At 39.3% G+C, this 26,600-nt stretch carries 13 protein-coding genes and 1 pseudogene; 6 read left to right on the top strand and 8 right to left on the bottom strand.

Going from position 1 to position 26,600, the window contains the following annotated elements; genetic code table 11:
• Positions 1 to 449, top strand: a pseudogene (locus KG118_RS08360) (PD-(D/E)XK nuclease domain-containing protein); the annotation flags it as partial.
• 30 nt (positions 450 to 479) lie between these two features.
• On the opposite strand, the gene KG118_RS08355 reads toward KG118_RS08360, so the two are convergent.
• Positions 480 to 4,745, bottom strand: coding sequence for a two-component regulator propeller domain-containing protein (locus KG118_RS08355; RefSeq protein ID WP_117712703.1), 4,266 nt, complete (start codon positions 4,743 to 4,745; stop codon positions 480 to 482).
• A 178-nt stretch (positions 4,746 to 4,923) separates the two neighbouring features.
• On the opposite strand from KG118_RS08355, the gene KG118_RS08350 reads away from it, so the two are divergent.
• From KG118_RS08350 to KG118_RS08340, 3 genes are all read left to right on the top strand, one after another.
• On the top strand, positions 4,924 to 6,411 hold the full coding sequence (locus tag KG118_RS08350; protein WP_117712702.1) for an arabinan endo-1,5-alpha-L-arabinosidase: 1,488 nt from the start codon (positions 4,924 to 4,926) through the stop codon (positions 6,409 to 6,411).
• A gap of 21 nt (positions 6,412 to 6,432) precedes the next feature.
• Entirely contained in the window at positions 6,433 to 8,412 is a 1,980-nt protein-coding gene (locus KG118_RS08345; protein ID WP_117712701.1) for an alpha-L-arabinofuranosidase C-terminal domain-containing protein, read from the top strand.
• Positions 8,413 to 8,686: 274 nt separating this feature from the next.
• Complete coding sequence (locus KG118_RS08340; protein WP_199598811.1) at positions 8,687 to 9,655, top strand: glycoside hydrolase family 43 protein; 969 nt, start codon at positions 8,687 to 8,689, stop codon at positions 9,653 to 9,655.
• 250 nt (positions 9,656 to 9,905) lie between these two features.
• On the opposite strand, the gene KG118_RS08335 is transcribed toward KG118_RS08340, so the two are convergent.
• The 7 genes from KG118_RS08335 to KG118_RS08305 form a co-directional block, all read right to left on the bottom strand.
• Positions 9,906 to 11,129 (bottom strand): glycoside hydrolase family protein, encoded by a 1,224-nt coding sequence (locus tag KG118_RS08335; RefSeq protein WP_117712700.1) that lies wholly within the window; start codon positions 11,127 to 11,129, stop codon positions 9,906 to 9,908.
• Positions 11,130 to 11,213: 84 nt separating this feature from the next.
• Positions 11,214 to 13,655, bottom strand: a complete 2,442-nt coding sequence (locus KG118_RS08330; RefSeq protein WP_117712711.1) for a glycoside hydrolase family 3 N-terminal domain-containing protein — start codon at positions 13,653 to 13,655, stop codon at positions 11,214 to 11,216.
• Positions 13,656 to 13,737: 82 nt separating this feature from the next.
• A complete protein-coding gene (locus KG118_RS08325) occupies positions 13,738 to 15,804 on the bottom strand; it encodes an alpha/beta hydrolase (protein ID WP_213388403.1) in 2,067 nt (688 codons plus the stop codon).
• 22 nt (positions 15,805 to 15,826) lie between these two features.
• Positions 15,827 to 17,431 (bottom strand): RagB/SusD family nutrient uptake outer membrane protein, encoded by a 1,605-nt coding sequence (locus KG118_RS08320; RefSeq protein ID WP_117712698.1) that lies wholly within the window; start codon positions 17,429 to 17,431, stop codon positions 15,827 to 15,829.
• Positions 17,432 to 17,442: 11 nt separating this feature from the next.
• Positions 17,443 to 20,895 carry a TonB-dependent receptor gene (locus KG118_RS08315; protein WP_117712697.1) on the bottom strand — a complete coding sequence of 1,151 codons (3,453 nt, stop codon included), beginning with the start codon at positions 20,893 to 20,895 and terminating at the stop codon, positions 17,443 to 17,445.
• Positions 20,896 to 21,034: 139 nt separating this feature from the next.
• On the bottom strand, positions 21,035 to 21,973 hold the full coding sequence (locus KG118_RS08310; RefSeq protein ID WP_117712696.1) for a FecR family protein: 939 nt from the start codon (positions 21,971 to 21,973) through the stop codon (positions 21,035 to 21,037).
• 81 nt (positions 21,974 to 22,054) lie between these two features.
• Positions 22,055 to 22,594, bottom strand: coding sequence for an RNA polymerase sigma-70 factor (locus tag KG118_RS08305; protein WP_117712695.1), 540 nt, complete (start codon positions 22,592 to 22,594; stop codon positions 22,055 to 22,057).
• Between the two features lie 1,805 nt (positions 22,595 to 24,399).
• Here KG118_RS08305 and KG118_RS08300 point away from each other — a divergent pair.
• Entirely contained in the window at positions 24,400 to 26,211 is a 1,812-nt protein-coding gene (locus KG118_RS08300; RefSeq protein ID WP_117712694.1) for a DUF262 domain-containing protein, read from the top strand.
• A gap of 4 nt (positions 26,212 to 26,215) precedes the next feature.
• Positions 26,216 to 26,557: a hypothetical protein gene (locus tag KG118_RS08295; protein ID WP_117712693.1), complete on the top strand. Its 342-nt coding sequence runs from the start codon at positions 26,216 to 26,218 to the stop codon at positions 26,555 to 26,557.
• Positions 26,558 to 26,600: the final 43 nt, after the last annotated feature.

Raw genomic sequence — 26,600 nt, 5'->3', positions numbered from 1 at the left:
ACGATAAAGGGGTATAATGAAGAGTTTGGCCTTTACCGTCTCGGTTTTCCTAATCGTGAGGTGGAGGAGGGTTTTGTGAAGTTCCTTATCCCTTATTATACTCGTTTCAATAAGATTGAGGCGCCGATACGCCTTACGAACTGGTGAAGGACTTGGAGCTGCACTACCAGAATGTACTTTTCATCGTCTTTAGGCTGGTGGGCTTTTATGTGAAAGCGGAATACCACACTTCGCAGGGCAGAATAGACTTGGTGCTGCAAACCGACAAGTACATCTATGTCATGGAGTTCAAACTGGATGGCACTGCCGAAGAGGCTTTGCATCAAATCAATGATAAGCAGTATGCGTTGCCTTTTGCCGCGGACAGCCGCAAAGTGCTCAAGATAGGGGTGAACTTCAGTAACACCACGCGCAATATTGAACGTTGGGTGGTAGAGGAACTCCAATAACTTATACAGTCTGACGGCGTTTGTTGAAAATCAGAATTCTTCCTCGTTGAGCAAGGAACTTGGCGTTGCATTAAAATATTTGGTGAAACATCTGGTGAAGTATTTGGGGTCGTTGAATCCTACTTCATATGCAATTTCCGCAATATTCATGCTTTTGTTCTCCCGGTTTTTCAGCAGCATTTCGCGGGCAATGTTCAGGCGATAGTTTCGTATGAACTGTCCGGCAGATTGTCCGACAAGGCTTTGCAGTTTCTTGTTCAGCAGACTCTTGCTTACACCTGCCGCTTCGCAGAAATCGCTGACCTCGAAATAGGAATTTTTGTAGTTCTCCTTAATGACATCCATGATGCGGTTGAGGAACTTCTTGTCGCCCGACTCTTCTTCCATATTCAAGGCATCTACGTCCATGTCAATGGCAAACTTCTTTTGATAGCGCTTGCGGTTCTCAAGGATATTCTCTATTCGGGCAAGCAGCAGTGTTTCATCAAACGGTTTCAGCAGATATTCGTCTACCCCTATGCGGTAACTTTCCAAACGTGACTCTTGTGATGTTTTGGCGGTCAGCATAAGGAAAGGAATATGGGAGATGGTGAAGTTCTCCTTTACCCGGCGGGACAGTTCGATGCCGTCCATAACGGGCATCATCAGGTCACTGATGATAAAGTCTACCGCATGCGAGTTTAGTATGGACAGGGCTTCTCCTCCGTGGGCGGCTTCGAGTACATTGTATTTGTCCCGCAGGATGGAACGGATATACCCGCGCATATCCGCATTGTCTTCTACAACCAGAATGGAAAGGCCCTTTCCGGTACTCTCGGATGTCTGTACCGTATCGGTCACCGTAAGCTGCGGGGTGCTTTCGGCTATTGTCTCCGTTGTGCTGTTTTCCGGAGTTACCGGCAGGAGAATGCGTAATGAGCAACCGGTTGTGCGGTTGTTTTGTGCATGGATTTCACCGCCGTGCATTTGTACGATGCGTTTGCACAGGTAGAGCCCGATGCCGCTTCCCGCCTGTCCGTACATGGGATATTTGGTTTGTCCTTGCGACTGGTAGAAGCGGTTGAATATCTTGTTTGTATCCTCATCGGGAATGCCGCTTCCGGTGTCGCTGACGCAGATGTAAAGCGTTGACTTGCCCTCTTCGGCAGATGGCAGCAAGGCTATGAACAGAGATACACTTCCTCCGTTGGGGGTGAACTTGATGGCATTGCTCAGCAGATTAGTCAAGACCTTGTGCATCGCTTCCTCGTCATAGGATATTTCAGGCAAAGGCATCCGGTAGTAACGCTTCAGCGTGATACCCCTTTCTTTGGCGAAAACCTCAAAAGGAACTATCAGCTCATTGGCGAATTTCAGGAAATTATTTTTCGTTTTCACTATTTCCAACTTGCCCGATTCCACTTTGCGGAAGTCCATAAGCTGGTTGACGAGCGATAGCAGATATTTGGAGTTGCGTTCTACAAAATGCAGCTGTTCAATTACCTGCGGATTGTAACTCAGCTTTAGTGCACGCTCTATCGGGCCTATAATCAGAGTAATCGGAGTGCGGAATTCGTGTGTGATATTGGTGAAGAACGCAATTTTATCCAGAGTGAGTTCCTGTATTTTGCGTGTCATCTTGGTGAGTTGCGCCTTCTGCCGGGTAATCTTCTCGTTTTGTTGTTTCAGCATCTGGTTTTGGCGGGACAGCTCTTCGGTCTGTTCCTCCAGCAGTTGTTTTTGTTTTTTCAGTTCATGGGTACGTTGCTCCACTTTCAGGTGCAACCTTTCCTTTTGCTCTTTCAGGCTTCGTATGCGCCATTGGTAGAATTGCCAGACGGCGAGTGCGACCAGTACGATTATAATCAATATAAACCATGCCGTCTTGTAAAAATAGGGTCGGATGGTGATTTGAAGTTCCGTTATGTTCTCTTCTTCGGCTTGGTCGTAGGGCGTATATTTCACTTGCAGCGTATAGTCTCCCGGAGACAAGTTGGTGTAGGTTGCAAAACGCCGGTTGCCGGGTACGTGTATCCACCGGTTGTCAAAACCAAGCAAGCGGTAGCTGTAGGTCGCGGTATTGTCGGACTCGTAGTTGAGTGCGGAAAACTCCAGTGAGAAAGATTTTTCACGTTCATGAATGCAGATTTCCTTGCTTACGGCAATATCCAGCGGCAGTCGGTCGGTGCCGGGGAAGATTTCCTCGTTGCCTACCTTCAAGCGGGTGAACCGTACTTTTGAAGACTGGGTGGGTACGGTAGGCAGGTTGCAGTCTATGGCAACCAGCCCGGATACTGTGCCGAGGTAGAGCTTACTGTGCCGGGAACGGTAAGCGGCGTTCCAGTAAAACTGGGTGTCGGCAAGACCGTCCTGCCGGTTGTAGCTGACGAAACGGTTTTCTGCAGGCTGAAAACGTGACAGTCCGTTATTGGTAGCTATCCAGATGCATCCTTTGTCGTCTTCCAGAATGCTGCGGATGCTGTTGTTGGGCAGGCCGTGCAGGGAATTGTAGCAGATGAACTGTTCCTCACCGCGTTCGTTTTGCCTGCGTTTGTATATGCCGTAGCCATTGCTTCCCAGCCATAATGTGCCGTCCTGAGCTTCGTAGAAGCAGCATATCTTTTCTATCAGCCCGGAAGACGGATTGTCCAGTTTGTATTTCAGGTGGCGGTACAGAAAAACTCCGTCCGGCGACGAAGCGGGGCAGGAGTGGAGATCGATGATATAGACGCCCTCCAGACAGCCTATCCACAGCTGTCCGTCTTTGTCTATGATAGAACCGATGCAGCCGCGTATGTTTTCGGCTGCGCCATTGGCGAGCGGAGAGCGGAGCCGCTTATGCCGGAGGTCGTAGAAGAATAATCCTTGGTTGGCTCCAATCCACATACCGTTATTGATGGAGTCGTAGGTCAGCACTCCGATAAAGTCGATGGGGTAGTTGTTTTCATTCGCGGCGGTGATTGCTTCTATCCTGCGCTGGGGGTTTTGCGGATTGATAAGGTTGATGCCGCCGCCCCACGTACCAATCCATAATCTGCCCTGTCCGTCGGCGGTGATGGCGCTTACCGAGTTGTGGGTAAGTGCGCCGCTTTCGTGCGTATAGTGGATAAAGTTGTCGCTGCCCGCCGCCTTTTTGTTCAATCCTCCTTCTACCGTACCTACCCATAAGTTGCCGCTATAATCCTCGTAAATGGCGTTCACCGGATTGTGGGAAATTGTTTGGAGGTTTTTGTTATCGTATCGGTAATTCTGTATGGACAGGCGTTTGGCTGTCATTTTGTTGATGCCGCCGCTTTCGGTTCCCACCCAGATATGTTTCCCTTCTACGGTGATGCAGTTGATGAAATTGCTGTTCAGCATTTTGCTGCCGGTATTGGATGCCCGGTCGCTTATGCGCTCAAAGTTATCATTTATAGGATTGTATATATTGATACCTTTCAGGCTGGCAACCAGCAGTTGTTTGTCGTTGGTTACGGCAAGGCAGGTCAGGAAATTCTGTGAGAGGGAATGCGGATTGCCGGCAATATGCACATATTGTTTCACTATGTTCTCATTTTTATTATATCGGTACAGCCCTTTGTCGGTGGTAATCCAAACTTCACTCTCTTTGGCTATGAAGTCCGTAAAATAGAGGTCCGGCGCAAAACTCAGGCAATCGGCAATCAGCGTTTCTTTCAGCGTGCCTTGTGCGGTCATGCCCACTTTGTATAATCGGCCGTTGATGCCTATCCATACTTTTCCCTCGCTTTCAACATCCTTAAAAGTGATGTCGTATCGGTAAGGGTTGGAGACTTCCAGCGAATGGATGCTTTCTATATCTCCGTTGGTGCGGAAAGCGATGCGGTGCAGGCTGTTGCCGCAATATAGCCAGATACATCCGTTGATATCTTGTGTAATCATGGAGGCGGGTTGCTTGACGAGCGTTTCCAACAGCTTGCGGGAGTCATGGGGCAGTACGGATTGCATGGTTGTGAGGTCGATAATATCCGTACCTCCTTCCGAAACAACCCAAAGCCGCCGGAAGTTGTCTTCGTGGACTTTGCGGATAAAGTTGCTTTTGAGTCGGCAATGCGGGGTGGACGGAGTGAAGTTGATGAATTCGTAACCGTCGTATCTGGATAGTCCGCCGCCCGACATGGAAATCCAAAGGAAGCCTTGCCTGTCTTTGTATATATCGTCGACGAAATTACTGGGAAGCCCCTCGTCCATGGTTATATAGATAGTGTTGTACCGGTCGGTAAAAGACTCCTGCGCCCGCAGGAAAGCGGGATTTGCCAAAGCGATATATAATATAATAAGGTGGAAAAACTTATGCATTGTTTTATCAATTGGTATTAGCGAAAGCAAAGTTAATAGATTACTTGTGACAACCCTAATAAGTCTGCGGTCTTTTTTGTAAAGTTGTCGGATTGTCCACCTCAAAAGTTCATATATCCACCTCTTGTGCTTTGGGCATGGCGTACATTTGCAATGTAATTTTTTATTTACTGATATTATGAGAAATTTGTTATGTATGGTTGTCCTGTCTATGGGAGTTTCATTTGCCGGTTGCAATTCTCCGGTTTTTGTTCCTGTGGCTTCATCCAATCCTTGGCAGGATGACTATTCCGCTTTGTCCTCTATGGACAATTACCGCTCGTGGGGAACTTACAATGTACACGATCCGTCGTGCCGCAAACTGGGCGACTATTATTATATGTATTCCACCGATGCCATTTTGGGTGAGAACCGTAAGGAAGCCGAGGAGAAAGATGTTCCGTTAGGCTACATACAAATGCGCCGTTCCAGAGACCTTGTTCAATGGGAATTCATCGGTTGGGCTTTTCCCGAAATACCGCAGGAAGCCGTACAATGGGTACACGCTCATACAGGCGGCAAAGGGGCTACCAATATCTGGGCCCCCTATATCATTCCTTTTGGCGATATATACAGGCTCTATTATTGTGTGTCGGCTTTCGGTCGCAACACGTCCTATATAGGTATGGCGGAATCCGCATCACCCGAAGGTCCGTGGACGCAACGCGGTTGTGTGGTCAAGACCGATGAAACTTCGGTCATGAACGCCATTGATCCGAGTATCATTGTTGATTCCGCTACCGGGAAGTGGTGGATGCATTACGGCTCGTTCTTCGGCGGATTGTACTGTGTGGAGTTGAATCCCGAAACGGGACTTCCTGTCAAAGAGGGAGATCAAGGACATCTTACCGCCCGTCGCGCCACTTATTGGAAAGATAACCTGGAGGCTCCCGAAATTATTTATAATTCCGAACTGATGCAATATTACCTGTTTGTTTCGTACGATCCGCTGATGACCACTTATAACGTGCGGGTAGGACGTTCGGATAAGGCAGAAGGTCCGTTCACCGATTTCTTCGGTGTGGAACTGAAAGATACTACCAACAATTTTCCGATACTGACCGCTCCGTACCGTTTCAATAATCATCCGGGATGGGCAGGTACGGCACACTGTGGCGTATTTACATCGGATGAGGGACAATATTTTATGGCGCATCAGGGGCGTTTGTCTCCGCATAATCAGATGATGGATCTCCATTTGCGTCAAGTATTCTTTACACCTGACGGTTGGCCGGTGGTATCGCCCGAACGTTATGCCGGTAGCGCTCCCCGTAAATTTTCGGCAGCTGATATGGCAGGCGAATGGGAGATTGTACGTGTGCAGGAGCCTGCTTATGAGCGTTGCTTGGAGGCAGGGCAGATTTTGTGGGGCGAAGGTCAGCTTAAAGACGAAGAGTGGAACCTTTCGAGCATACTGTCTTTTGAGAAAAATGGATGTTTAGGTAAAAATAAAGGAAACTGGAATCTCTTGGAAGCAAAGCAATTATTATCTTTGACGCTGGAAGGCGAGTGCGTGGATAATCTGATTGTGTTTGCCGGACATGATTGGGAGAACGAAACGGAAACCGTTCTTTTCACAGGCTTGGACAGTCGTGGCAGGTCTGTATGGGGAAAGAGAATTAAATAATCATATAAACATTTTTATACCATGAAGAAATACAAAGGATTATTGGCGGTGTTGGCCCTTGCAGCAGGCTCGGCACTTCAAGCACAAACAAATGAATTGGTGATACAAGCCGGGAAACCCGGTGCGGAAATTCAGCCTACCATGTACGGCTTGTTTTTCGAAGATATCAATTATGCTGCCGACGGCGGTCTGTATGCCGAACTTGTGAAAAACCGCTCGTTTGAGTTTCCACAACCTTTTATGGGGTGGAAGACATTCGGCAAAGTGTCTCTGAAAGACGACGGCCCTTTTGAAAGGAACCCGCATTATGTGCGTCTGGCGTATGCCGGACATCCGCATAAGCAAACGGGATTGGACAATGAAGGCTTTTTCGGTATCGGCGTAAAGAAAGGGGAGGAGTATCGTTTTTCCGTATGGGCACGTGTACCGGAAGGAGATGCAGCAAGCAAGATTCGTGTGGAACTGGCCGATACAAAATCCATGGGCGAGCAACAGGCTTTTGCCACAGCCGAGGTAACGGTGGATTCAAAGGAGTGGAAGAAATATCAAGTGGTCTTAAAGTCGGAAGTGACTAACCCGAAAGCCATTCTCCGTATCTTCCTGGCTTCACCGCAAACAGTGGATTTGGAACATATCTCCCTCTTCCCGGTAGATACTTGGAAAGGACATGAGAACGGACTTCGCAAGGATTTGGCGCAGGCATTGGCAGACATAAAGCCGGGTGTGTTCCGTTTCCCCGGAGGATGTATTGTGGAAGGTACTGATATTGCATCACGCTACGACTGGAAAAAGTCGGTTGGTGCGGTAGAGAACCGTCCGCTGAATGAGAACCGTTGGCACTATACTTTCCCGCATCGTTTCTTCCCCGACTATTACCAAAGTTACGGTTTGGGATTTTATGAGTTCTTCCAACTTTCCGAGGAAATTGGTGCAGAACCGTTGCCGGTACTGAGTTGCGGTTTGGCTTGCCAATTCCAGAACCCGAATGCGGATGCGCATGTGGCTGTTTGCGATTTGGACAGCTATATTCAGGATGCACTCGATTTGATAGAATTTGCGAATGGAGCTGTTGATACGCCGTGGGGAAAAGTACGTGCCGAAATGGGACATCCCGCACCGTTCAATCTGAAGTTTATCGGTATCGGCAACGAACAGTGGGGAAAAGAATATCCCGAACATCTGGAACCGTTTGTCAAGGCTATCCGTAAGGTCTATCCCGACATCAAGATTGTGGGCAGCTCCGGTCCCGATTCCGAAGGAAAACAGTTCGATTATCTTTGGCCGGAGATGAAAAGACTGAAAGCGGATTTGGTAGACGAGCATTTCTATCGCCCCGAATCATGGTTCCTCAGTCAGGGAGCACGCTATGATAACTACGACCGTAAGGGCCCGAAAGTTTTTGCCGGAGAATATGCGTGTCACGGCAAAGGCAAGAAGTGGAATCATTTCCACGCTTCATTACTCGAAGCAGCCTTTATGACCGGATTGGAGCGGAACGCGGATATTGTGCACATGGCTACTTATGCACCGTTGTTTGCCCATGTAGAGGGTTGGCAATGGCGTCCGGACATGATATGGTTCGACAACCTGAACTCCGTACGTACTGTAAGCTACTATGTGCAGCAGCTTTTTGCAACACATAAAGGTACGAATGTTCTCTCTCTGACTATGGATAAGAAGCCTGTAACGGGTGCTGAGGGGCAGAACGGGTTGTTTGCAAGTGCCGTATGCGACAAGAATAAGAAGGAAATAATTGTGAAGGTAGCCAATACTTCGGATAAGGTACAACCTTTGTCACTGAAGTTTAACGGTCTGAAGAAGAAAGATGTTCTGTCGGGAGCCCGCTGCATCAAGCTTTCTTCCGCAGACATGGATAAGGATAATACGATTGAGAATCCGATGGCAATCGTACCGCAGGAAACGTCTCTGAATGTTGGCGGACAGGCATTGAACGTGGATTTGGAACCCGCTACATTTGCAGTATATATCTTGAAATATTAAAATAGGAGTTAAAGGTCGATACTCTTCCTTATAATACTTGTTCCATCGGCCTTTGACTTCCTTAAGTATATTCTCTGAATTATTCTATATTATCAGTTTCTGTCATTCAGAGCGCAGCGAAGAATCTCTTCCCTACGCATACATTCAGAGAGTAGATTCTTCGCTACGCTCTGAATGACAGATAGTATAAGTTAATTATATTGATGAGTTTAACTCTTTAACTCTTTAAATTCTTAACTCCCCTTAACTCTTTAAATTTTTAATAAATCAAATTATGAATAACTGGTTTTTGTTTTGGGTTGGTTCTTTGATGCTGACAGTCCCGCAAGGGCTGTCGGCACAAAGTGACACAACCTTTGTTGCTACGGGAAACCCGATAGTAAAGTATAAGTTTATTGGAGATCCGGCAGCAATGGTGCATGACGGAAAAGTGTACATCTATGGCGGTCATGATGAATGTCCTCCTCCGGCAGAGCACTACGACTTGAAAGAGTGGTGTATATTTTCTTCTCCCGACCTCAAGACCTGGACGGAACACCCCGTACCTTTAAAAGCGAAAGACTTTTCTTGGGCAAAGGGTGAAGCTTGGGCAAGTCAGGTAATAGAGCGCGACGGTAAATTTTATTGGTATGTGACGGTAGAGCATAAAACCGTTCCGGGTAAGTCTATCGGTGTAGCCGTATCCGATTCGCCGACAGGCCCGTTTGTCGATGCCCGCGGTTCCGCCCTCATCACTAATGATATGACGACCGACCGCAGCAAAAGCTACTGGGATGATATAGATCCCACCGTCTTTATTGATGATGACGGACAGGCTTACTTGTGTTGGGGTAACAGTCAGTGCTATTTTGCCAAACTGAAAAAGAATATGATAGAGTTGGACGGCCCTATTATTCCTCTCGACCTTCCTCGCTTTACGGAAGCTCCCTGGATTCATAAACGCGGTGATTGGTATTATCTCTCCTATGCCGCAGAATTTCCCGAAAAGCTGTGTTATGCCATGAGCCGCAGCATTACAGGCCCTTGGGAATATAAAGGCATTCTGAACGAATTGGCAGGTAACTGCAATACAAATCATCAAGCCATTATCGAGTTTAAAGGCAACTGGTATTTCATATATCACAATGGCAGCATCAATACTGCCGGCGGAAGTTTTCGGCGCTCAGTCTGTATAGAACGTCTGTATTATAATGAAGATGGAACCATGAAACGGATACAGATGACGTCGGAAGGAATTTATTAAAAAGGTGATAGGTTAATTGAAGGTAACAAAAGTCGGCAGATAGAGCAAATTAATGAACTATCCCTATCTGGAGAATCTACTTTTGATTTAGATACTTTAGAACTTGCTGTAATATATCACAATAGTTAATTTCACGTGTAATAGTGAAGGCTTATTCTGACATTTTTGTTCTACTATCGGACAAAAAAATGTCACAACAAGTCTTGACTATTACACATTGTGGAAATATTTATCGGACTTTCTTCATCTTTCAACTTTTTGGTACGGTTGTAAGCTGTTGTCTTCTAAGTAGAGCTTCAAGGAAATAATAATCGGCATATACAAGAGGAACATCTACTTCAGAATCATGAGGAGCTGAACCTGTACTATGTAATAATAAGAACCCATAACTTTGAGCCAAATTAGCACGATAAGTATTTGTTAAATTATTAATAATTGTATCAGCCCAAGAAATATACTTTTCTGATTTTTTCGTATCATATTTAGAAAGTTCATAAAGCGCACTTGCTATGACTGTTGCAGAAGAAACGTCACGAACTTCATTAGGAATATTTGGAGCATTAAAATCCCAGTACGGAATTTTATCACTTGGAAGATTTTTATGCGTATAAATATAATTTGCTATTTTCTTTGCTTGTTCTAAGAACTCTGGTATGTGAGTTTCTCTATAACACATTGTGTAACCATATAATCCCCAAGCTTGCCCTCTAGCCCATGCGGATTCATCCGAAAAGCCCTGATGAGTATTACGTTTTAATACTTCACCTGTTATAGTATCATAGTCTATTACATGATAAGAGCTGAAATCATTTCTAAAATGATTCTTCAAAGTAGTGCGAGCATGACTTACTGCAATATCATAGAATGTTTTATCTTTAGTTTGATTATATGCCCAAAATAACAGCTCAAGATTCATCATATTGTCAATAATTACAGGGAATTGCCATTTATGTTTATGATGATTCCATGAACGGGTGCATCCAACATTTGGGTTGTATCGAATAATCAAAGTCTCAGCCGCTTTAATCATGATATTTTTATAAGCTTCATTTTGAGTTAAGCGATACCCATTTCCAAAACTACAATAGATTTTGAACCCCATATCATGAGTTTTTCCATTAAACTTTTCACGCTCAATATGTGCAGTATACTTTTCTGCAGCTTTACGCCAATAATCATTTCCAGTATATTCATACATATACCATAGTTCTCCAGGAAAAAAGCCACTACACCAATCCTTTGATGGAATCATGATTAATTTGTTTTCTGTATTAATGCTGCGAGGACAAACTAATTGTTTTTCAATTTCTTCCTTTGTAAAGTTAACAGTCGTACTATCTATTTGAGATATTGCATATCTCAATTGCTGATCTGCAAATTCAAAATTATCTTCTATTGTATCAACTATTTGTGGAGTTTTATCACATGCACCACATATAATCAACAGAGATAAGAGTTTAAAATATTTATTCATTCTAAAATTATTAAATAAGGAATTTATAAACTAATTTCGGTTATATAGCTAATTTGTAAGGTAAATTCAATTGTAACTTATTGCTTATTTTATGAAAAAACTCTTGGATATTTGAATATCTTCAGATGAGTGACCTATCATGACTTCAAATTCTCCAGGTTCTATGCACCAATTCATATTTTTATCTAAAATCATGAGATCTTCAGGATTCAGCTTAAACGTAACTGTTTTGGTTTCCTTAGGTAATAATGATATACGCTCAAAACCACGTAAAACAGATTCGTATGTAGTAACACTACTTATTTTATCTTTGATATACAACTGAACAACTTCATCACCTTTGCGCGTTCCTGTGTTAGTTACAGAAACTTTGATTGTGATGGGACTTTGAGAGTTATAGGTTGGCTGTAATATTTGTAAGTTGCTATAATCAAATGTGGTGTAACTCAACCCATGTCCAAAAGGATAAAGAGTACCAAGCACTCTTGTTCGTCCTGAACCATTATCATCGCCTTTTAGATTTTGTCCAGCTTGTGAATTTGGTTTATATGGAAAATTGTATTCTATTTGACCAACACTCTTTGGGAAAGTAACAGTCAAATGTCCACCAGGATTATAGTCTCCAAAAAGCGTTTGAGCAATAGCTGTACCTCCTTGCTGACCGGGAAACCATGCCTCTAGAATAGAAGGAATATATCGATTTGCCCAATTAATAGTGAGAGGTCTACCATTAATCAAAACTAGGACAATCGGTTTTCCGGTTTTATGCAATGCCTCTAGCAAAATCTGCTGTTTCCCCGGGAGGTCTAGAGATGTACGCGATTTACTTTCACCAACACAATTTTCATCTTCTCCCAAAACAGCGATTATTACATCAGAGGATTGAGCAGCCTTTACTGCTTCATTTATATCATTTTGCTCTTTAACAGATAACTGAGATGGAAAAAGTTCACTTTCAGGCCAATTCGCATCCCTTACATCGCAGCCTTTAGCATAAGCTATCTTGATATTTTCTCCACATAAAGACTTAATACCATCATATACGGTTATGTTTTCTAATTTTTGGGGACCATAACGACTAACCATGTAATTTGTCTCTTTTGCCAACGGACCTGTTATTAGAATTTTTTGTATATTATTTCTATCCAATGGAAGTAATTGATTATCATTTTTTAATAGAACCAAGGATTGTTGTTGTATTTTTAGGGCAAAATCTTTGTTTAATTCAGCTCCTACGAATTTATCAGCATCCTTAGGATTTTTCACATAAGGAGAATCAAATAGTCCCAGTTCGAATTTAACCCGCAAAACATCAGCAACAAGACGATCTACTGTTTTCATGGAAAGTTTGCCCTCCTTGACTAATTGGCGGATTTCTAAAATATAATTCTTAGGGTGTGAAAAATTAGTACGAACATTTAGACCAGCTTCAGCAACTTGGCGAACAGCTTCTTGATAAGTATCAGCCACATGGTGTTTTGAGTATACATATTCAACAGCTTCACTATCACTTACAACATATCCTTGAAATCCATACTCTTGTCTTAATAATTCGGTTAGAAAATAATGGCTTGCAGTAACAGGCACACCATCCCAATCGTTATAACTGCTCATAATACCTTTAGGCTTTACTGTTTGTATTACTTTTTTAAAGGGATACAAATGTATTTCATGAAGTTCACGTGGGGATATATGTGGGTCTGTACGTACGGCAGCATCACGGCCACCTTTAGGCATACTATATGCTGCAAAATGTTTCAATGTAGCTGCAACATTTTGTTCTTGTATACCTGCTGCCATTTTTATTCCAAGTTCACTAATCAGATATGGATCTTCACCGTATGACTCTACTATTCTACCCCAACGTGGGTCACGTGCGACATCTAGGATAGGTGCATATACATTTGTATATCCAAGCAGTTTAGCCTCTTTTCCAACTATTGTACCTGCTTGGTGTACTAATTCTCGATTCCAAGTAGAACCGATACCAATAGGAGCTGGTAAAGGAGTTGCCTTGACATGGTTTAGCCCATGAATACCTTCATTGGAAAAATCAACGGGGATACCTAATCGTGTATTTTCAATAAACCAACGTTGAATGATATTTATACATTCAACGTGTTTGCTAAAAGGATAAATTAGATGTGGATTTCTACGGTTGCCTGCTCCAATTCCATTTAGTTGTTCATCAATATTAGCGATACCATCTTTCCATATTTCATTATTCCATCTTTCAGTAGGTAAAGAATCTTTAAGCACGCGTCCAAAACCATAAAGGGTGGCTAACTGACAACTTTTTTCTTCTAATGTCATTTGACCTAATAAATCTTGGATACGAGCATCAATATGAGCTGATTTATTTTCATACACATCCTTAACTCCATTTTTGTTTAAATCAATCCAATCTTTTTTATATATATCGTTTTTTCCGAACAGCAGTTGTGGAGTTAAACAAAATAAAGACACTAAAATAACAGTGTAATATTTCTTTGTTATGTGAATAGAACTTTTATAACTATATTTCATCATAGTAACTTTATGTCTAATTTAATAAAAATATAAAGTATTTATTAATTTGATTAATATTATCTTATTGGACTAATACTATTTAAAATTCTGTCACAAATTGGCTAACATCCTTAATCTTACAGAATTTATTTTCATAGCCAAATCTCTTATATAGTTGTTTTGCCCACTCATAACTGGAAGGATATTCGCCGACAAATTGCATGCCTATAGGATAGAGGGCTCCTGCTAATTGTGGTAAATCAATTATCTGCAAACTATTTAGTATCTCGAATGATTCTCCTAAGTTTTCCGATACTGTATCTTGAGATCTAGGCGGATTCATCATTAATAAATTTTGCACATTTCCATCCATTAGAGCGGTATACATGGCCACTACACACATTTCATTAGATGCTCCAATACTGATATTTGTATAAGCATTATTGAAATAATTGCGTATGAATGATAAACATCTCAATGTATCATATATGCGCATTGAAGCCACTGTTCTTCCTGTCCAAGCAGCCGCTCTTCTAACAAATCTGTCAAGAGATGAATTCCATCCCGTATCTCCTACTCCTCTTGTTTCAAAAATAGCTATATCATATTTCCCTTTTAATGGAGAAACACGTTTTAGAGCTTCTTTGGTTGTTTCTGTTGGATGCTTAAGTAAAACTAGCAGGTCTCTTTTAGTTTTTTGGGGGTTACGATATAAAGTAATTTTGAGTCTCCAATCTTTCTCAGTACAAAATGTATACTCATCTAACGATACATAAATTCTCCATGGTTTATCAGCATTTTCTGCTGAATAAGTATGTTTAACATTAAATGGAATTGTGTCTTCAGGAAATGCTAAAAAAGATTTTTCAAGGAGTTTCTCTTTCACATTATCTCTATATTTAGTCAATTCGGTTATGCTATTCAATGTAGGAATTGATGCTTTTTTAGTGAAAACATCTTGAATAACTCCATGAATATCATTTTTAGGAATATTGTTACCAAAAACAGATAACTCTTCTTCAGATAGAACGGGCAACTCTTCTTTATCGATATCAGCTAATTTATCATAATTCGATGCACCATTATTAAAGTGTTTATTGAAAAAATTAATGATATTTACTAATGATAGTTCATGATACGCATGTGCACCAGGAGTGACCAATAAAGATAGTTGATCAAGATTGTTATATATGTCATAGATCGTCTTGATTTTGCCATACATTTTTTTTACAGCATCAAGAGAAAAATACCAATCTTTATCTGCCTGTGCAATCAACATAGGGCGGGGAGCTATAAGTGCGCCTATATCTGAATAGTCCCATAAATAAGTATTTGTGGGAGTCATGCAATCACATGCCTGGTCTATTGTTCGTTGCCCAATATGTGACTCTAACGTTGAACCGCCGCAAACTGGTGCAACAGCTTTTATTCTATTGTCCACAGCTGCTAGATAAAAAGAGTAAGCTCCACCACCGGATATCCCAGTAGCACCAATGCGATTGGTATCAACCTGAGGCATCTGACATAAAATATCTACAGCACATATTGAGTTTATTAATTCTATGCTACCAGAAGAATATCCTCTACTATACCAATTAAAATTATTATGGAACTGCTCTCCACGATGTATTCCTTGAGTTTCACCTAATTCTAATGTCTCAAAAATGATGCAAATGTAACCACACTTTGCAAATCGATGCGCATGGCTTTGATATCCTACTTTTTGTAGGCTATTATGCCCATTCAAATAAACAATAGCAGGTGCTTTTCCAACAATATTATTTGGAATGTATACATTTGCAGGCACATGTAAGCCGGGAAAAGATTCAAACCATAATTTTTGAATATGATATCCATCCATTTGAATTTTACCTACTAATTTATAATTCACCTTTCTATTAGTCAACTTGTCGTTAAGGAACTCTTCAATTCCCATCATTTCTACAAAATTTCTATAGTATTGACTACGGACTTGTTCCCAATCATCACGAGTTTTTATTTTAGAAAGAGAATTGTTCGTAATTTCAGCTGATACACGATTCAAATGGGTAACAATATCATTTGATTGGTCACACAAATTATATTCATAAGTCTGGCCCCAGCTAGAGTTAGCAAAGCCTATAAAAAATAATAATAGGATATATCGAATATTTTTAGTTTTATTCATTGTAACTTTACTATTAATAGGATTATACATGTCCTGGATTTTGATCTGATATAGAGATGGATTCATTATTACTAATCTCATCGGCAGGGATTGGAAATAATAAATTTCTTTCGTAGAATGGCATTTCAATATCTTTAGCAGTGTTCTGAGGATGTGCATTATACGCGTCTAAATATATTTTATACTGACCTGTACGTATTAAATCATACCATAAGTGACACTCTGAATTTAGCTCTAATCGTCTTTCTTTCCATACTAACTGCCTAAATTCATCTTGTGAAGATATATTTTCATAATCGGCAGGGATTGCATTTACTGTTGACCCGGCAAGTCTAGCACGTGCTCTAACTTTATTGATGGCATCATAAGCAACATCTGATAGTGGATTAATTTCATTTTCTGCCTCTGCCAATATCAATAAAATATCTGCATATCTAAGATATATAAAATTACATTCATGATTATTAGCAGTATCAGCAAACGGATCCTGGTATTTTCCCAACAAAGGCCACTGGGTGGTACCTGTTTTACTAGCTGGATAACATTTACCAGTTTTACCATTTGGAATACCATTAGTCAATTTTTCCCAAATGCCATCAGCACCTCCAAGAAAGGTAGATTCTATGCGATAATCTCCTTTATCAAATTCATCATAAGCATACTTTGTGCTACGGTATGAAGACCAGCCATTTCCTTTTAGCCCACAACGACCTGAAGCAGATGGCATAATCAGTTGAGGGATATTCATACCATTTCCTGTTGATTGACGTATAAATTGTACTTCAAACAATGATTCTTTAGAATTCTCATGCTTTAAATCCCAAAGATAGCTATAATCCTCTAATAGGCTATATTGTTCAGACTCTACTATAGTTAAAGCGTAATCACGAGCGTAAGTATAATACTTTTGAATAGAATTTGACGCAAAAGCATAGCGCTTATTTATATTTTCTTCATATTTAGAAGTCGATGCTAATGTAAGATAGACTTTTGCTAACAAACCTGTTGCAGCACCTTTGGTAGCTCTACCTGCATCAGGACTTTTATCAGGAAGAACACTCATGGCAAATTTTAAATCATCAATAATCAAGTCATAAACCTCTTCCTCTGATGTACGCTCCATAAATGCATTGGCGAAGCCTTGAGATGGTTCTTGTCTTAAAGGTAATGCACCATAAATTCTGACCAAATTGAAATAATCCATAGCACGCAAGAATTTAGCTTCTCCAATATAAGCATTCTTAATATCATCAGAAACCTCAGTATTGTTGCTAATACCTAAAATTATATCATTGCATATATTAATATTAGCATATACGCATTTCCAAAGATTTTGTACATCTCCATAAGTGGAGGTGTAGGTTTTTGTATATCTTTCCTTACTACCGGCATTATTAGTAGTTTGTCCTGTACAGCCTTCTAAAAGACTAAAGTATACATTTCGAAAATAATTATGTTCTTGAAGCCCAGCATATGCTCCAGTTATAGCAGTAAAAAAATCTGCTTCCGTTTTATAGAAGTTAGATTCTGTACGAAAATCATATATTTTTTCATCAAGTAGACCTTCACAAGATACTAAGCAGAAGGAAACTACTAACAAGCAAACTTTATATAAATTAGTTTTCATATTATTCAAGATTAAAAATTAATATTAATACCAAATCGCCAACTCTTAGTACTAGGATATGAATTATTATCGATACCCATTCTAGAAGAATCGCCAGCAAAGCTGTCAACCTCAGGATCGAATCCACTATAATCAGTAAATGTCAGCAGGTTATTTCCAGAAATGAAGAGCTTCAAATCTTGTATATATTTGCATGTCTTAAATTTCCAGGTATATCCTAAGGTTATATTTGACAGACGAATATAGCTGCCGTCTTCAACCCAACGATCAACGACTTGATTTCTGTAGGGTATTGACATATATGCCCTTGGATAATAATTGCTTGTCCCAGGTCCAGTCCAACGTCCTTCCCAAGCACTCGAACGAATATTATAATAATCCCCACTTAAAGTGGTTTCACGATTCAGATTAGCATTTAAAATATCGCGTCCTTGTACACCATTAAATAAGAAAGACAAATTAAAATTCTTAAAACTAATATCTCCATTAATTCCCCATACAAAATCCGGGTTAGGGTTACCAATAATTTGCTTATCTAATTGGTTAATTTCACCGTCATTATTGTGATCTACAAAAATAATATCGCCAGGTTTGGGTTTAACGCCAAAAAGAAAATTCTCATTTCTAGAACCTTGTGCTTTCTCCATTTGATCAATCCAGGCATTGATTTCATCTTCACTTTGATATACGCCGGCAGTTTTATATCCCCAGAACAGACCTATAGGTTTGCCTTCAATAAAGGTATTAGCCGGAGACTGTATATCACCATCATTGTGAATATTTGTTCCAAAATACTGGACGTAACCATAAGGTGATTCAGGGAGACCTAATTTTGAAATTTTATTTCTATTTAAAGAGAAACTTCCACCCAAATTAACATTCCATGATTTGGTATTCACTAAAGCGGCATCAACAGATAATTCAAATCCTTTATTTGATACCTCACCAAAGTTCACCCAAGTTTTAGTGAAACCTGTTGAGGGAGGTAGATTTTTATATATGAGCATATCTTTGCTTCTTTTTTTATATATGTCAGCTACAATGTTTAATCGGTTATTAAAGAAGCCTACATCTATACCTAGATTTGTCTGTTGAGAATTCTCCCATTTGAGCTGTAAATTTTTCAAGTTAGATATATATAACCCGCTAGAAATCGTGCTACCATAAGTATATTGAGTACTTGAATAAACAGGTAAAGTTGCGTACGGATTAATACCTTGATTACCAGTTTGTCCCCATCCTAAGCGTAATTTTAAGTTTGATATCATCGTGAAATCTTTCATAAATTCTTCTTCATTGATACGCCAAGCGAATGCTGCAGAAGGGAAGTAACTAAACTTATTACCTGGAGCAAATTTTGAAGATCCATCAGCTCTGAAAGATAAGGTTAAGCTATAACGTGAATTATATTGATAATTAACTCTAGCTAAATAGGATAGTAAACGTGACTGATATCTGTCGTTATGCGATGGACTATACACTTCTGCCAAAGATAGATCATTTGCTCTTAATATATCATCTGGAAATTTAGAAGCTTTTACAGAATACGTTTTATTATCAGTCTGACTAAAAGTTGCTCCTAAAATTCCATCTAATGAGTGCTTTCCCCAATTTAGGTTCTTAAAATGAATAAGATTTTCTACTACAATACCTACATTTTTGATATTCGAATACCCGGCCAAACCATCATTACTTTTTCCTGGATATATGGTACGTCCATAGTAACGACTGCGTTCTTTTTGTCGATAATTATATCCAGTACGAATTTGATAATCAAGCCATTTTGTGATTTCATATTGTAAATCCAGCTTCATATTCAAGGTGTTTTCATTACCTTCATCAGTATAATCAGTAACCCAATTCTTAGGATTGTTTTCCAACATATCTTCTTCGTCATAATCAGAAATTACATCTGTTATGGGACTTTTACTGATCATTGATCTTATGGCACTACGGTTCATACTTCCTCCATTACCATTAGTTTCACTCATATTAGCGTCAATATTAGCAAAAGATATAGCTGTAGTGACTTTAAGCCTATCATTGAACTTCTTGTTATAGTTTATACGGAAATCAGCCTTTTTGTACTCTGTATTATCAATTATACCTTGATTATCAGAGAATCCTCCTGAAATAAAAATAGATGAATTTTTATCTCCGCTACTTATAGAAATACGATGGTCTTGTGAGATAGCTTGGCGCAATACCTCATCTTGCCAATTTATCCAATTCACTTCATCTGGTGAAGGGTTGTTAACGCCATCGTAGATAATGTCAGACCCACTATTTGTCAGAGCTTCATTGCGATACCGAGCGAATTCTGGTCCAGTAAGAACATCAATTTTGTTTATTACATTGCTAATTGATAAAGATGAAGATATATTAATGTTTAGCTTTCCTTCTTTACCATTCTTAGTTGTAATAAGAACAACACCATTTGCTCCTCTCGAGCCATATATTGCTGTAGCTGAAGCATCTTTCAATACTTCCATACTTTCAATGTCCTGAGGATTAAGCATAGATAATGCATTTGTAGGAGCTTGATAATTATCACCAAATGGATTGGGTACATCAGTTACGGCGTCAACAGGAATTCCGTCAATTACATAAAGCGGCTGATTATTCCCGCTTAAAGAACTAGCACCGCGTATAACAACATTAGTAGTTCCACCAGGTTCTGAACTCATAGTACTAGCATAGACGCCTGCACTACGACCTTTCAATAATTGATCAACGCTAGCTACTGGATTGTCTGATACATTTCCGATATCAACAGAAGATATAGACCCTGTTACATCACTTTTTTTCATTGTACCATATCCAACAACTACTACTTCTTCTAATAACTTGGCATCTTCAAATAAGGTAATATAATAAGTTCCTTCTTTATTAGCAGATAATTCTTTGGTGTTATATCCAAGATATGAGAATGTTAATTTAGCTGGTTTATCTAGTTCTAAGGTATAATTGCCATCAATATCAGTGATTGTTCCGTTAGAAGTTCCTTTCTCGATAACATTCACTCCAATAATTGGTTCATCATTTTGATCAACAACTTTACCCTTAATGATTAGTCTTTTATTTGAGCCATTGCCAGAGGGCCTACCTTTTACTTGAAGGATTATATTTTTACCTACTATTTGATAGCCAATATTTGTTCCATCAAATATTTTATTTAATGTTACAGTAACACTTTCATCTTTTACCGATAAAGAAATCTTGCGTTTGGTATCAATCTCATTTTTATCATACACAAATAGTAACTCTGTCTGTCTCTCTATTTCTTCTATGGCTTTAGCAACTGTTATATTTTTATCATTGATTGTGACTTTTAACTTATGCGATTCCGATTCAAAGGCGTAAGCAGAAGATATACTGGTTAAAAATAAAATAAAAAAGATTTTTATTACCGGTAAATGGTATTTTTGTCTACATATAAACTGATTAAACAAATTATTATTCATATTTTTGCATTGATTAGATTTTAGTACTTCAATTAAATTATAAGCTTCTTTGGGGTGCTAAGTCCCGAATCAGTAAGTGTTGCAGCACTTACTGATTTTTTTATTTACTCATTTCTTCATAGGCATTATTTTTTATTTATTATTTGATGAATATTGTATTACTTTCGTCGTCTAATTCATACGCAAATGAATACATCACTTGCAATACACTAAGTATATGTTGAAGTCCGTCGCGCATTCTAAACTTACCGACGAAGCGTTGTGGTGTAGTTATAACAGATGATTCCTTAGCTACTTCTATTGTTACATCAAAATAAGTTTCTAATTTATTGAAAACTGACATTAATGGTTCATCAAAATATAGAATACCGTTGCACCATAAGAAATAATTCTTATTTTGAATGGGACATACTTTTAGTTGGTTATCAGATAAGACTACTCGTTGATCAGGCTTTAGATAAATAGCTTCTTCCAAATTACAATTCTCAACTTTAATACTACCGGATAAAAGTGAAGCCTCAAATTGTTTACTGTTAGGATATGCATAAACATTGAAAGTTGTACCTAAGGCTGTTATATTGTATTGTGAAGTAGATACAACAAACGGTTTGTCTTTGTCAGATTTAACTTCAAAATAGGCTTCACCACTCAAATGAACCTTGCGCTCGCTAGTATTAAAATTATTAGGGAAACTCAGTGTACTACCTGCATTGATAAAAACGCGTGTACCATCCGCCAACGTCAATTGAGCATTTTGTCCAATGGGGACATAAAGTTCTTGCAAGATTTCTTCTTTATCAGTATAATAATCAATTAAATTATTCAGAAAAAAACCAATTAAAAATATGGCAGCAATACGTGCAATATTTTTAATAATATATAATTTATTGGTAGTTGCAGCCTTTTCAATATTTTGTTCAGACCTCTCTTCAGACCAAAATGAGATGGTAAATATTTGGCATAGCTTCTGATAATATTTTAGATTTTCTTTATCAGAAGCTAACCACTCTGTAATTAAACGAGACTGTTCATTAGTTGTTTTTCCTTGAAAAAACAAGAGTAAAAGTTCATCCTTCATAGTTTAATTGCCATTTATTGTCAACTATATAATAGACGACTATAAATGACAATACCCTAATATATAAGTCAGATTGGTGTGTTAATAAATCATAAAGCATATAATTGGCAGGTAGTCAGCCAAAGATATACGGAGCTTTTTTAATGCATTAGTTATGTGATATTCAACAGATTTTACGCTTATTCCTAGTGTTTCTGCTATCTGTCTATTTAACATACACTCATATCGACTCATTTCAAAAATTTGTTTGCAAATAGGAGAAAGCTCAGACAATGTCTTTGAAACTATTGCTTGAATTTCACATGAGAAGATATTATCAATGTTGCATGATTCAATTGTAGAAATACGTATAGACAATTCTTGTTGCTGCCAATCCATTAGCTCTTTTACACTTTCATCGTAACGTTGTTTTGCTTTCAGATAATCCAGTGCTTTATTCTTGATAATTGTCATTAATAAGCATGGTATATTTTCAACAGATTCTTTTGTCATTACTTGCCATAATTTAACAAGCGAATCTGAAGCTATATCTTCAGCAATACAATTGTCACGTACATAATAAAAAGCAAACATAATAGATTTATTATAGTATTTATCATATATTTCTTTAAAATCACTCATGTTTAATAATAATATTTCTACCCGTTGGCGGAGGTGATTTATTGCGTATTTAACTCTGTTAATGGGTACGTTATTTTGTTTGTTAATTTATTGAAGAATGGTAATAACCCATTCCGTAGTTTTCGCTGACTAAGTTTCCCGCAAGATGTTTGCATATGTCGAAAAAATTTGCGAATATGTATATGTTGATTCAATATTAATAGTTTGAGTACTACTAATGTGTTAATAGTCGGTGATATGTGTAACTTTTTAAGCATCAGATATTTAATTTCGCCAACGGGTTATTTTTATTTAAGGCAACTGTTATGTCGATTTTACTGGAGTATGCATAAATTAGTATGTCTATTCAGAGAATAGTGAAGTAACATATAGCAATTATCAACATCAAGACAAATGTAGTAATTATAATCTATAAATCATTATTTTTAGTTTTTTTTCAGATAGATGTCTAATGGTGTCGATATGATTATCGGCATTTTACTTTGGTATCTTAGTGCTATGTAGATTGAAGTTACTAACTTTTCTTGTAGTAATTGAAAGTAAACGAGTTAGATAGTCTCTTTGTGAGTTACAAACCTTAAAAGGTTACGATTTAGTTAGATACAGAATGCTTCGGTATTCCATGTTTTGCAAGACTTCAATCAACTCTACTGATTACAAAAATAATACTTTTCTGCAGATATTCGAGTGATTTCTTTGCGTTTTTTTGGAATTGTTTTGGCAGAATACTGTCCTTGCTTATGATGTATGGACTTCCTTATCAATCGGTTCATCCGTTTCTCTCTGTTTATCCTCCACGGAATACGTTTTCTGCCCATCGCATCAGACAGTCATTTCCGTTTGGGGTGCAAAGGTAATTCCGGGATTTTACGAAGAAGCAAGGTCAAGCCTTCTGTTTTCGGAAGAAATCTCCACGCCTCAATCCTTTCGGGTAGTATTTCTTCCGAAAAACCTTGCATCTTCTAATCCCGACCTTTTTAGAGCACCCGAAACGAAAACGACCGATGCGAAAAGAAAACGCATAAAAAAATGTCGGATAAACAAGAAACGGAAGTTTGGAAACTCGACTCCCTCCGCTCTTAGAGCCGCATTAAGAATCCTACTACGACCATCGGGGCATTTTAAGCTGACTGCACTTTTGGTTGATATTGTCTATCATAATGATGCTGTCCTACTATGTAATCAGTATATGGATATGTTGGCTATATTTTCAATTTCTTGATAGGAACAACAATCGTGCGGTTGGTCACTTGGTAACATTTTCAATAGAATGGTAATTTTTGCAATTCACAATACGATATACTTATCAATCAGTAAATTAATAAAGTAGGCAATGTTATATATCTATCACATTTTCCATCAATTACAAAAGCAATATGTCAATTACAGTTGTTACAGATTACACTGTCTGAAATGACGGCTACTCTCAATCCGTTTCAGACGGATTTTTATGTTCGTCAAAGAACACAGCAAGGTATGTTTTGAGTTACCCGAAACGATTCGGGTAACTCAAAACGCCTTGCCCTTGCAGGGAACTGAATTATCCTCCGAAGTTGGATAATTCCAAAGCCAACGATATCTTGTGTTGAATGGATTTGAAGAGTTCACCAATCGCTTCCCTTACTAAACTTATTTCCTAAAGAGCAAGGGAAAACCGATAAGAATCGCTACCTTTGCACTCATTATCGGACTGCTAATGACCTGAGAAAACAATTGAAACAACATACGAATCTCCTTCGCTCATCTCATAGGCTTTGGTCAGCCTCGCAGGGATAGCGAAGGAGTTTTTGCTTTATTCCATAAATATGGCAACAAAAAATATAGAACCCAAGCTACGGCTCATCAGCGAATACACCCTATTGGAGCGTGATGACATTTTCGAGATTCCTCAATACCAACGTGCCTACTCATGGACTACGTTGCATTGTGCAAAACTTTGGCAAGACATCGAAACATTCATTGATTCAGACGCTGAAGACCCTTATTTCTTCGGTACTGTAATCATTGATTGTTCTACACCCAATCATTTAAGCCTTATTGACGGACAACAGAGAACCACTACTTTTCTCCTGCTTCTTAAGGCTTTGCAACTTTGTCTGAAAGACCTTTTAGACAATTTCAATTTCAGTCCTGACACAGCGGCTTTGTTTATGGGTTTGAATAGAAGCTATGACACCATTTGCCGAATACTTTATAAGGCTGATGATGACAAGCAGGTGGATATGAAAGCCAATTGGGATAACGCACGCGGCATTACCATTCTTGAAAACAATTCTATCAACGAATTGTACAAAGATGATTTTCGCCTAATCATTGAAGCGGAAAATTTCAAAGAAGCAGAGCGATCTGTTCACAAGTTTCCTCGCAAACAGAAAGATAATAAATATACCAACTTCTTCCGCAACTTCAAGTACTTCTTCGATTGCCTCTCGAAGTATAAAGAATCCAATCTAAACAATTTTGCCAAGATATTCTTGTCAAAGTGCCAGATTATCGAAATCAAGAGTTGGCAGATAGAACAAGCGATAACGATGTTCAACTCGTTGAACTCTACAGGTATGCCGCTTTCAGATGCCGACATTATCTCGGCACAACTTTACTCTCGTGCCGGTGATGACGGCAAAGATGCTTTCATTGCCGAGTGGCAGAAAATCAATGCCGCAGCCAACCAACTTGCGCAGAAGAAGATTGTGGATATTGACGGTGTGCTCCAACAATTCATGTACATAAACCGTGCGGCAAAAGCCCACTACAAGCAAAACGAGGTTACAACACCCGGTTTGCGCAAATATTATCTGACCGAACACCCCGAGTTGTTGACTGAACCACTTCCTCTTTGCGCCTCATTCAAGAAAATCCTTGATATTTGGGAAGCAATAAAAGATTTCCCTGTAATCAAGTTGCTATTGAAATTCAATGAAAACTTCAAACTGTTCCTTGTTTCCTATCTATTTAGATATGACGTGTCAATGCTGACAAAAGAAACAGTTACTCCATTTGCAGAGTGCTTGCTCCGTCTATTCGCTATTATTGAAGTAGGCGATGCAGGTTATTCCGCATCCAAATTCAAGACTTTCCTCTTTAACGAGAACTTTAATTTGGTGAAGCCTTCATATTCATTGGCTGAAATTATCGAAAATTTCAACCGACATATCAATAACACATGGAAGCCCAAAGACGTAGAAGATGATTTGCGCGAGTACCAAAAGAACATACTTGTCTATCTGAATGAATATCTCTATGCCAAGGAACAACACAGATATTACGACATAGATGAGAGAACCAATGTAGAACACATTATGCCCGCAAGCGGTCATAACATCGAGATTATCCGCATTGATGCAGGTATAGAAGACCCCGAAGAATTTGCAGTCCTCGTCAATCAACTTGGCAACAAAATTCTTTTGGAGGAAATAATCAACAAGACTATCGGCAATGATTGGTTCAAGACAAAGAAAGGAAGCACATTGTCGAGCAAGTCGGGTTATGTAGGTAGCAGCTTCGGCTTTGCCCTTGACCTTGCCAAATACCCAAAAGACCGATGGGAGAAAGATGATATAGAAAAGGCAACCGAAGAAGCGGTAAAACGTATCAGTAAGTTTATCTTTGACGCTTAATCTTATGGAATATATACAGATTAACCCCAACGACCATATCGTATGTGTCAATATCAGCAAGACCTACGATAATAGTGAACGTGCCGACAACTATGACCGCGCACGTCATTACTGGGTGCTTAGTAAAGAACGGGCGGAAAAATCCAACCTCGTTTTTGCCATTGTGCATGGAATAGTGGTGGCTGTTTTCCAACCAATACGTTGGTATAAATCAGAAAATCCTAAATGGTCAAATCGGTATGAATTTGAGGGTACTGAATTATCCGAATCACCATACATTGGTAAATGCGTATGGAACGTAATCAACCCCAAAAGTCAAAACCCGGTCGCTTACATAAATTGCTAACAAATTATGTGTTTGAATCAGAAAAATAATCTTGCCTTAATTT

The sequence above is a fragment of the Bacteroides propionicigenes genome, from assembly GCF_018390535.1.
Classification (GTDB): Bacteria; Bacteroidota; Bacteroidia; order Bacteroidales; family Bacteroidaceae; genus Bacteroides; species Bacteroides propionicigenes.
This window is presented reverse-complemented; position numbering and strand designations above follow the sequence as displayed.

Coding starts and splice junctions, on each gene's coding strand:
- KG118_RS08340 (WP_199598811.1), top strand. CDS start 8,687: ATGAATAACTGGTTTTTGTTTTGGGTTGGTTCTTTGATGCTGACAGTC.
- KG118_RS08345 (WP_117712701.1), top strand. CDS start 6,433: ATGAAGAAATACAAAGGATTATTGGCGGTGTTGGCCCTTGCAGCAGGC.
- KG118_RS08305 (WP_117712695.1), bottom strand. CDS start 22,594: ATGAGTGATTTTAAAGAAATATATGATAAATACTATAATAAATCTATT.
- KG118_RS08355 (WP_117712703.1), bottom strand. CDS start 4,745: ATGCATAAGTTTTTCCACCTTATTATATTATATATCGCTTTGGCAAAT.
- KG118_RS08295 (WP_117712693.1), top strand. CDS start 26,216: ATGGAATATATACAGATTAACCCCAACGACCATATCGTATGTGTCAAT.
- KG118_RS08330 (WP_117712711.1), bottom strand. CDS start 13,655: ATGAAATATAGTTATAAAAGTTCTATTCACATAACAAAGAAATATTAC.
- KG118_RS08325 (WP_213388403.1), bottom strand. CDS start 15,804: ATGAATAAAACTAAAAATATTCGATATATCCTATTATTATTTTTTATA.
- KG118_RS08315 (WP_117712697.1), bottom strand. CDS start 20,895: ATGAATAATAATTTGTTTAATCAGTTTATATGTAGACAAAAATACCAT.
- KG118_RS08350 (WP_117712702.1), top strand. CDS start 4,924: ATGAGAAATTTGTTATGTATGGTTGTCCTGTCTATGGGAGTTTCATTT.
- KG118_RS08320 (WP_117712698.1), bottom strand. CDS start 17,431: ATGAAAACTAATTTATATAAAGTTTGCTTGTTAGTAGTTTCCTTCTGC.
- KG118_RS08335 (WP_117712700.1), bottom strand. CDS start 11,129: ATGAATAAATATTTTAAACTCTTATCTCTGTTGATTATATGTGGTGCA.
- KG118_RS08310 (WP_117712696.1), bottom strand. CDS start 21,973: ATGAAGGATGAACTTTTACTCTTGTTTTTTCAAGGAAAAACAACTAAT.
- KG118_RS08300 (WP_117712694.1), top strand. CDS start 24,400: ATGGCAACAAAAAATATAGAACCCAAGCTACGGCTCATCAGCGAATAC.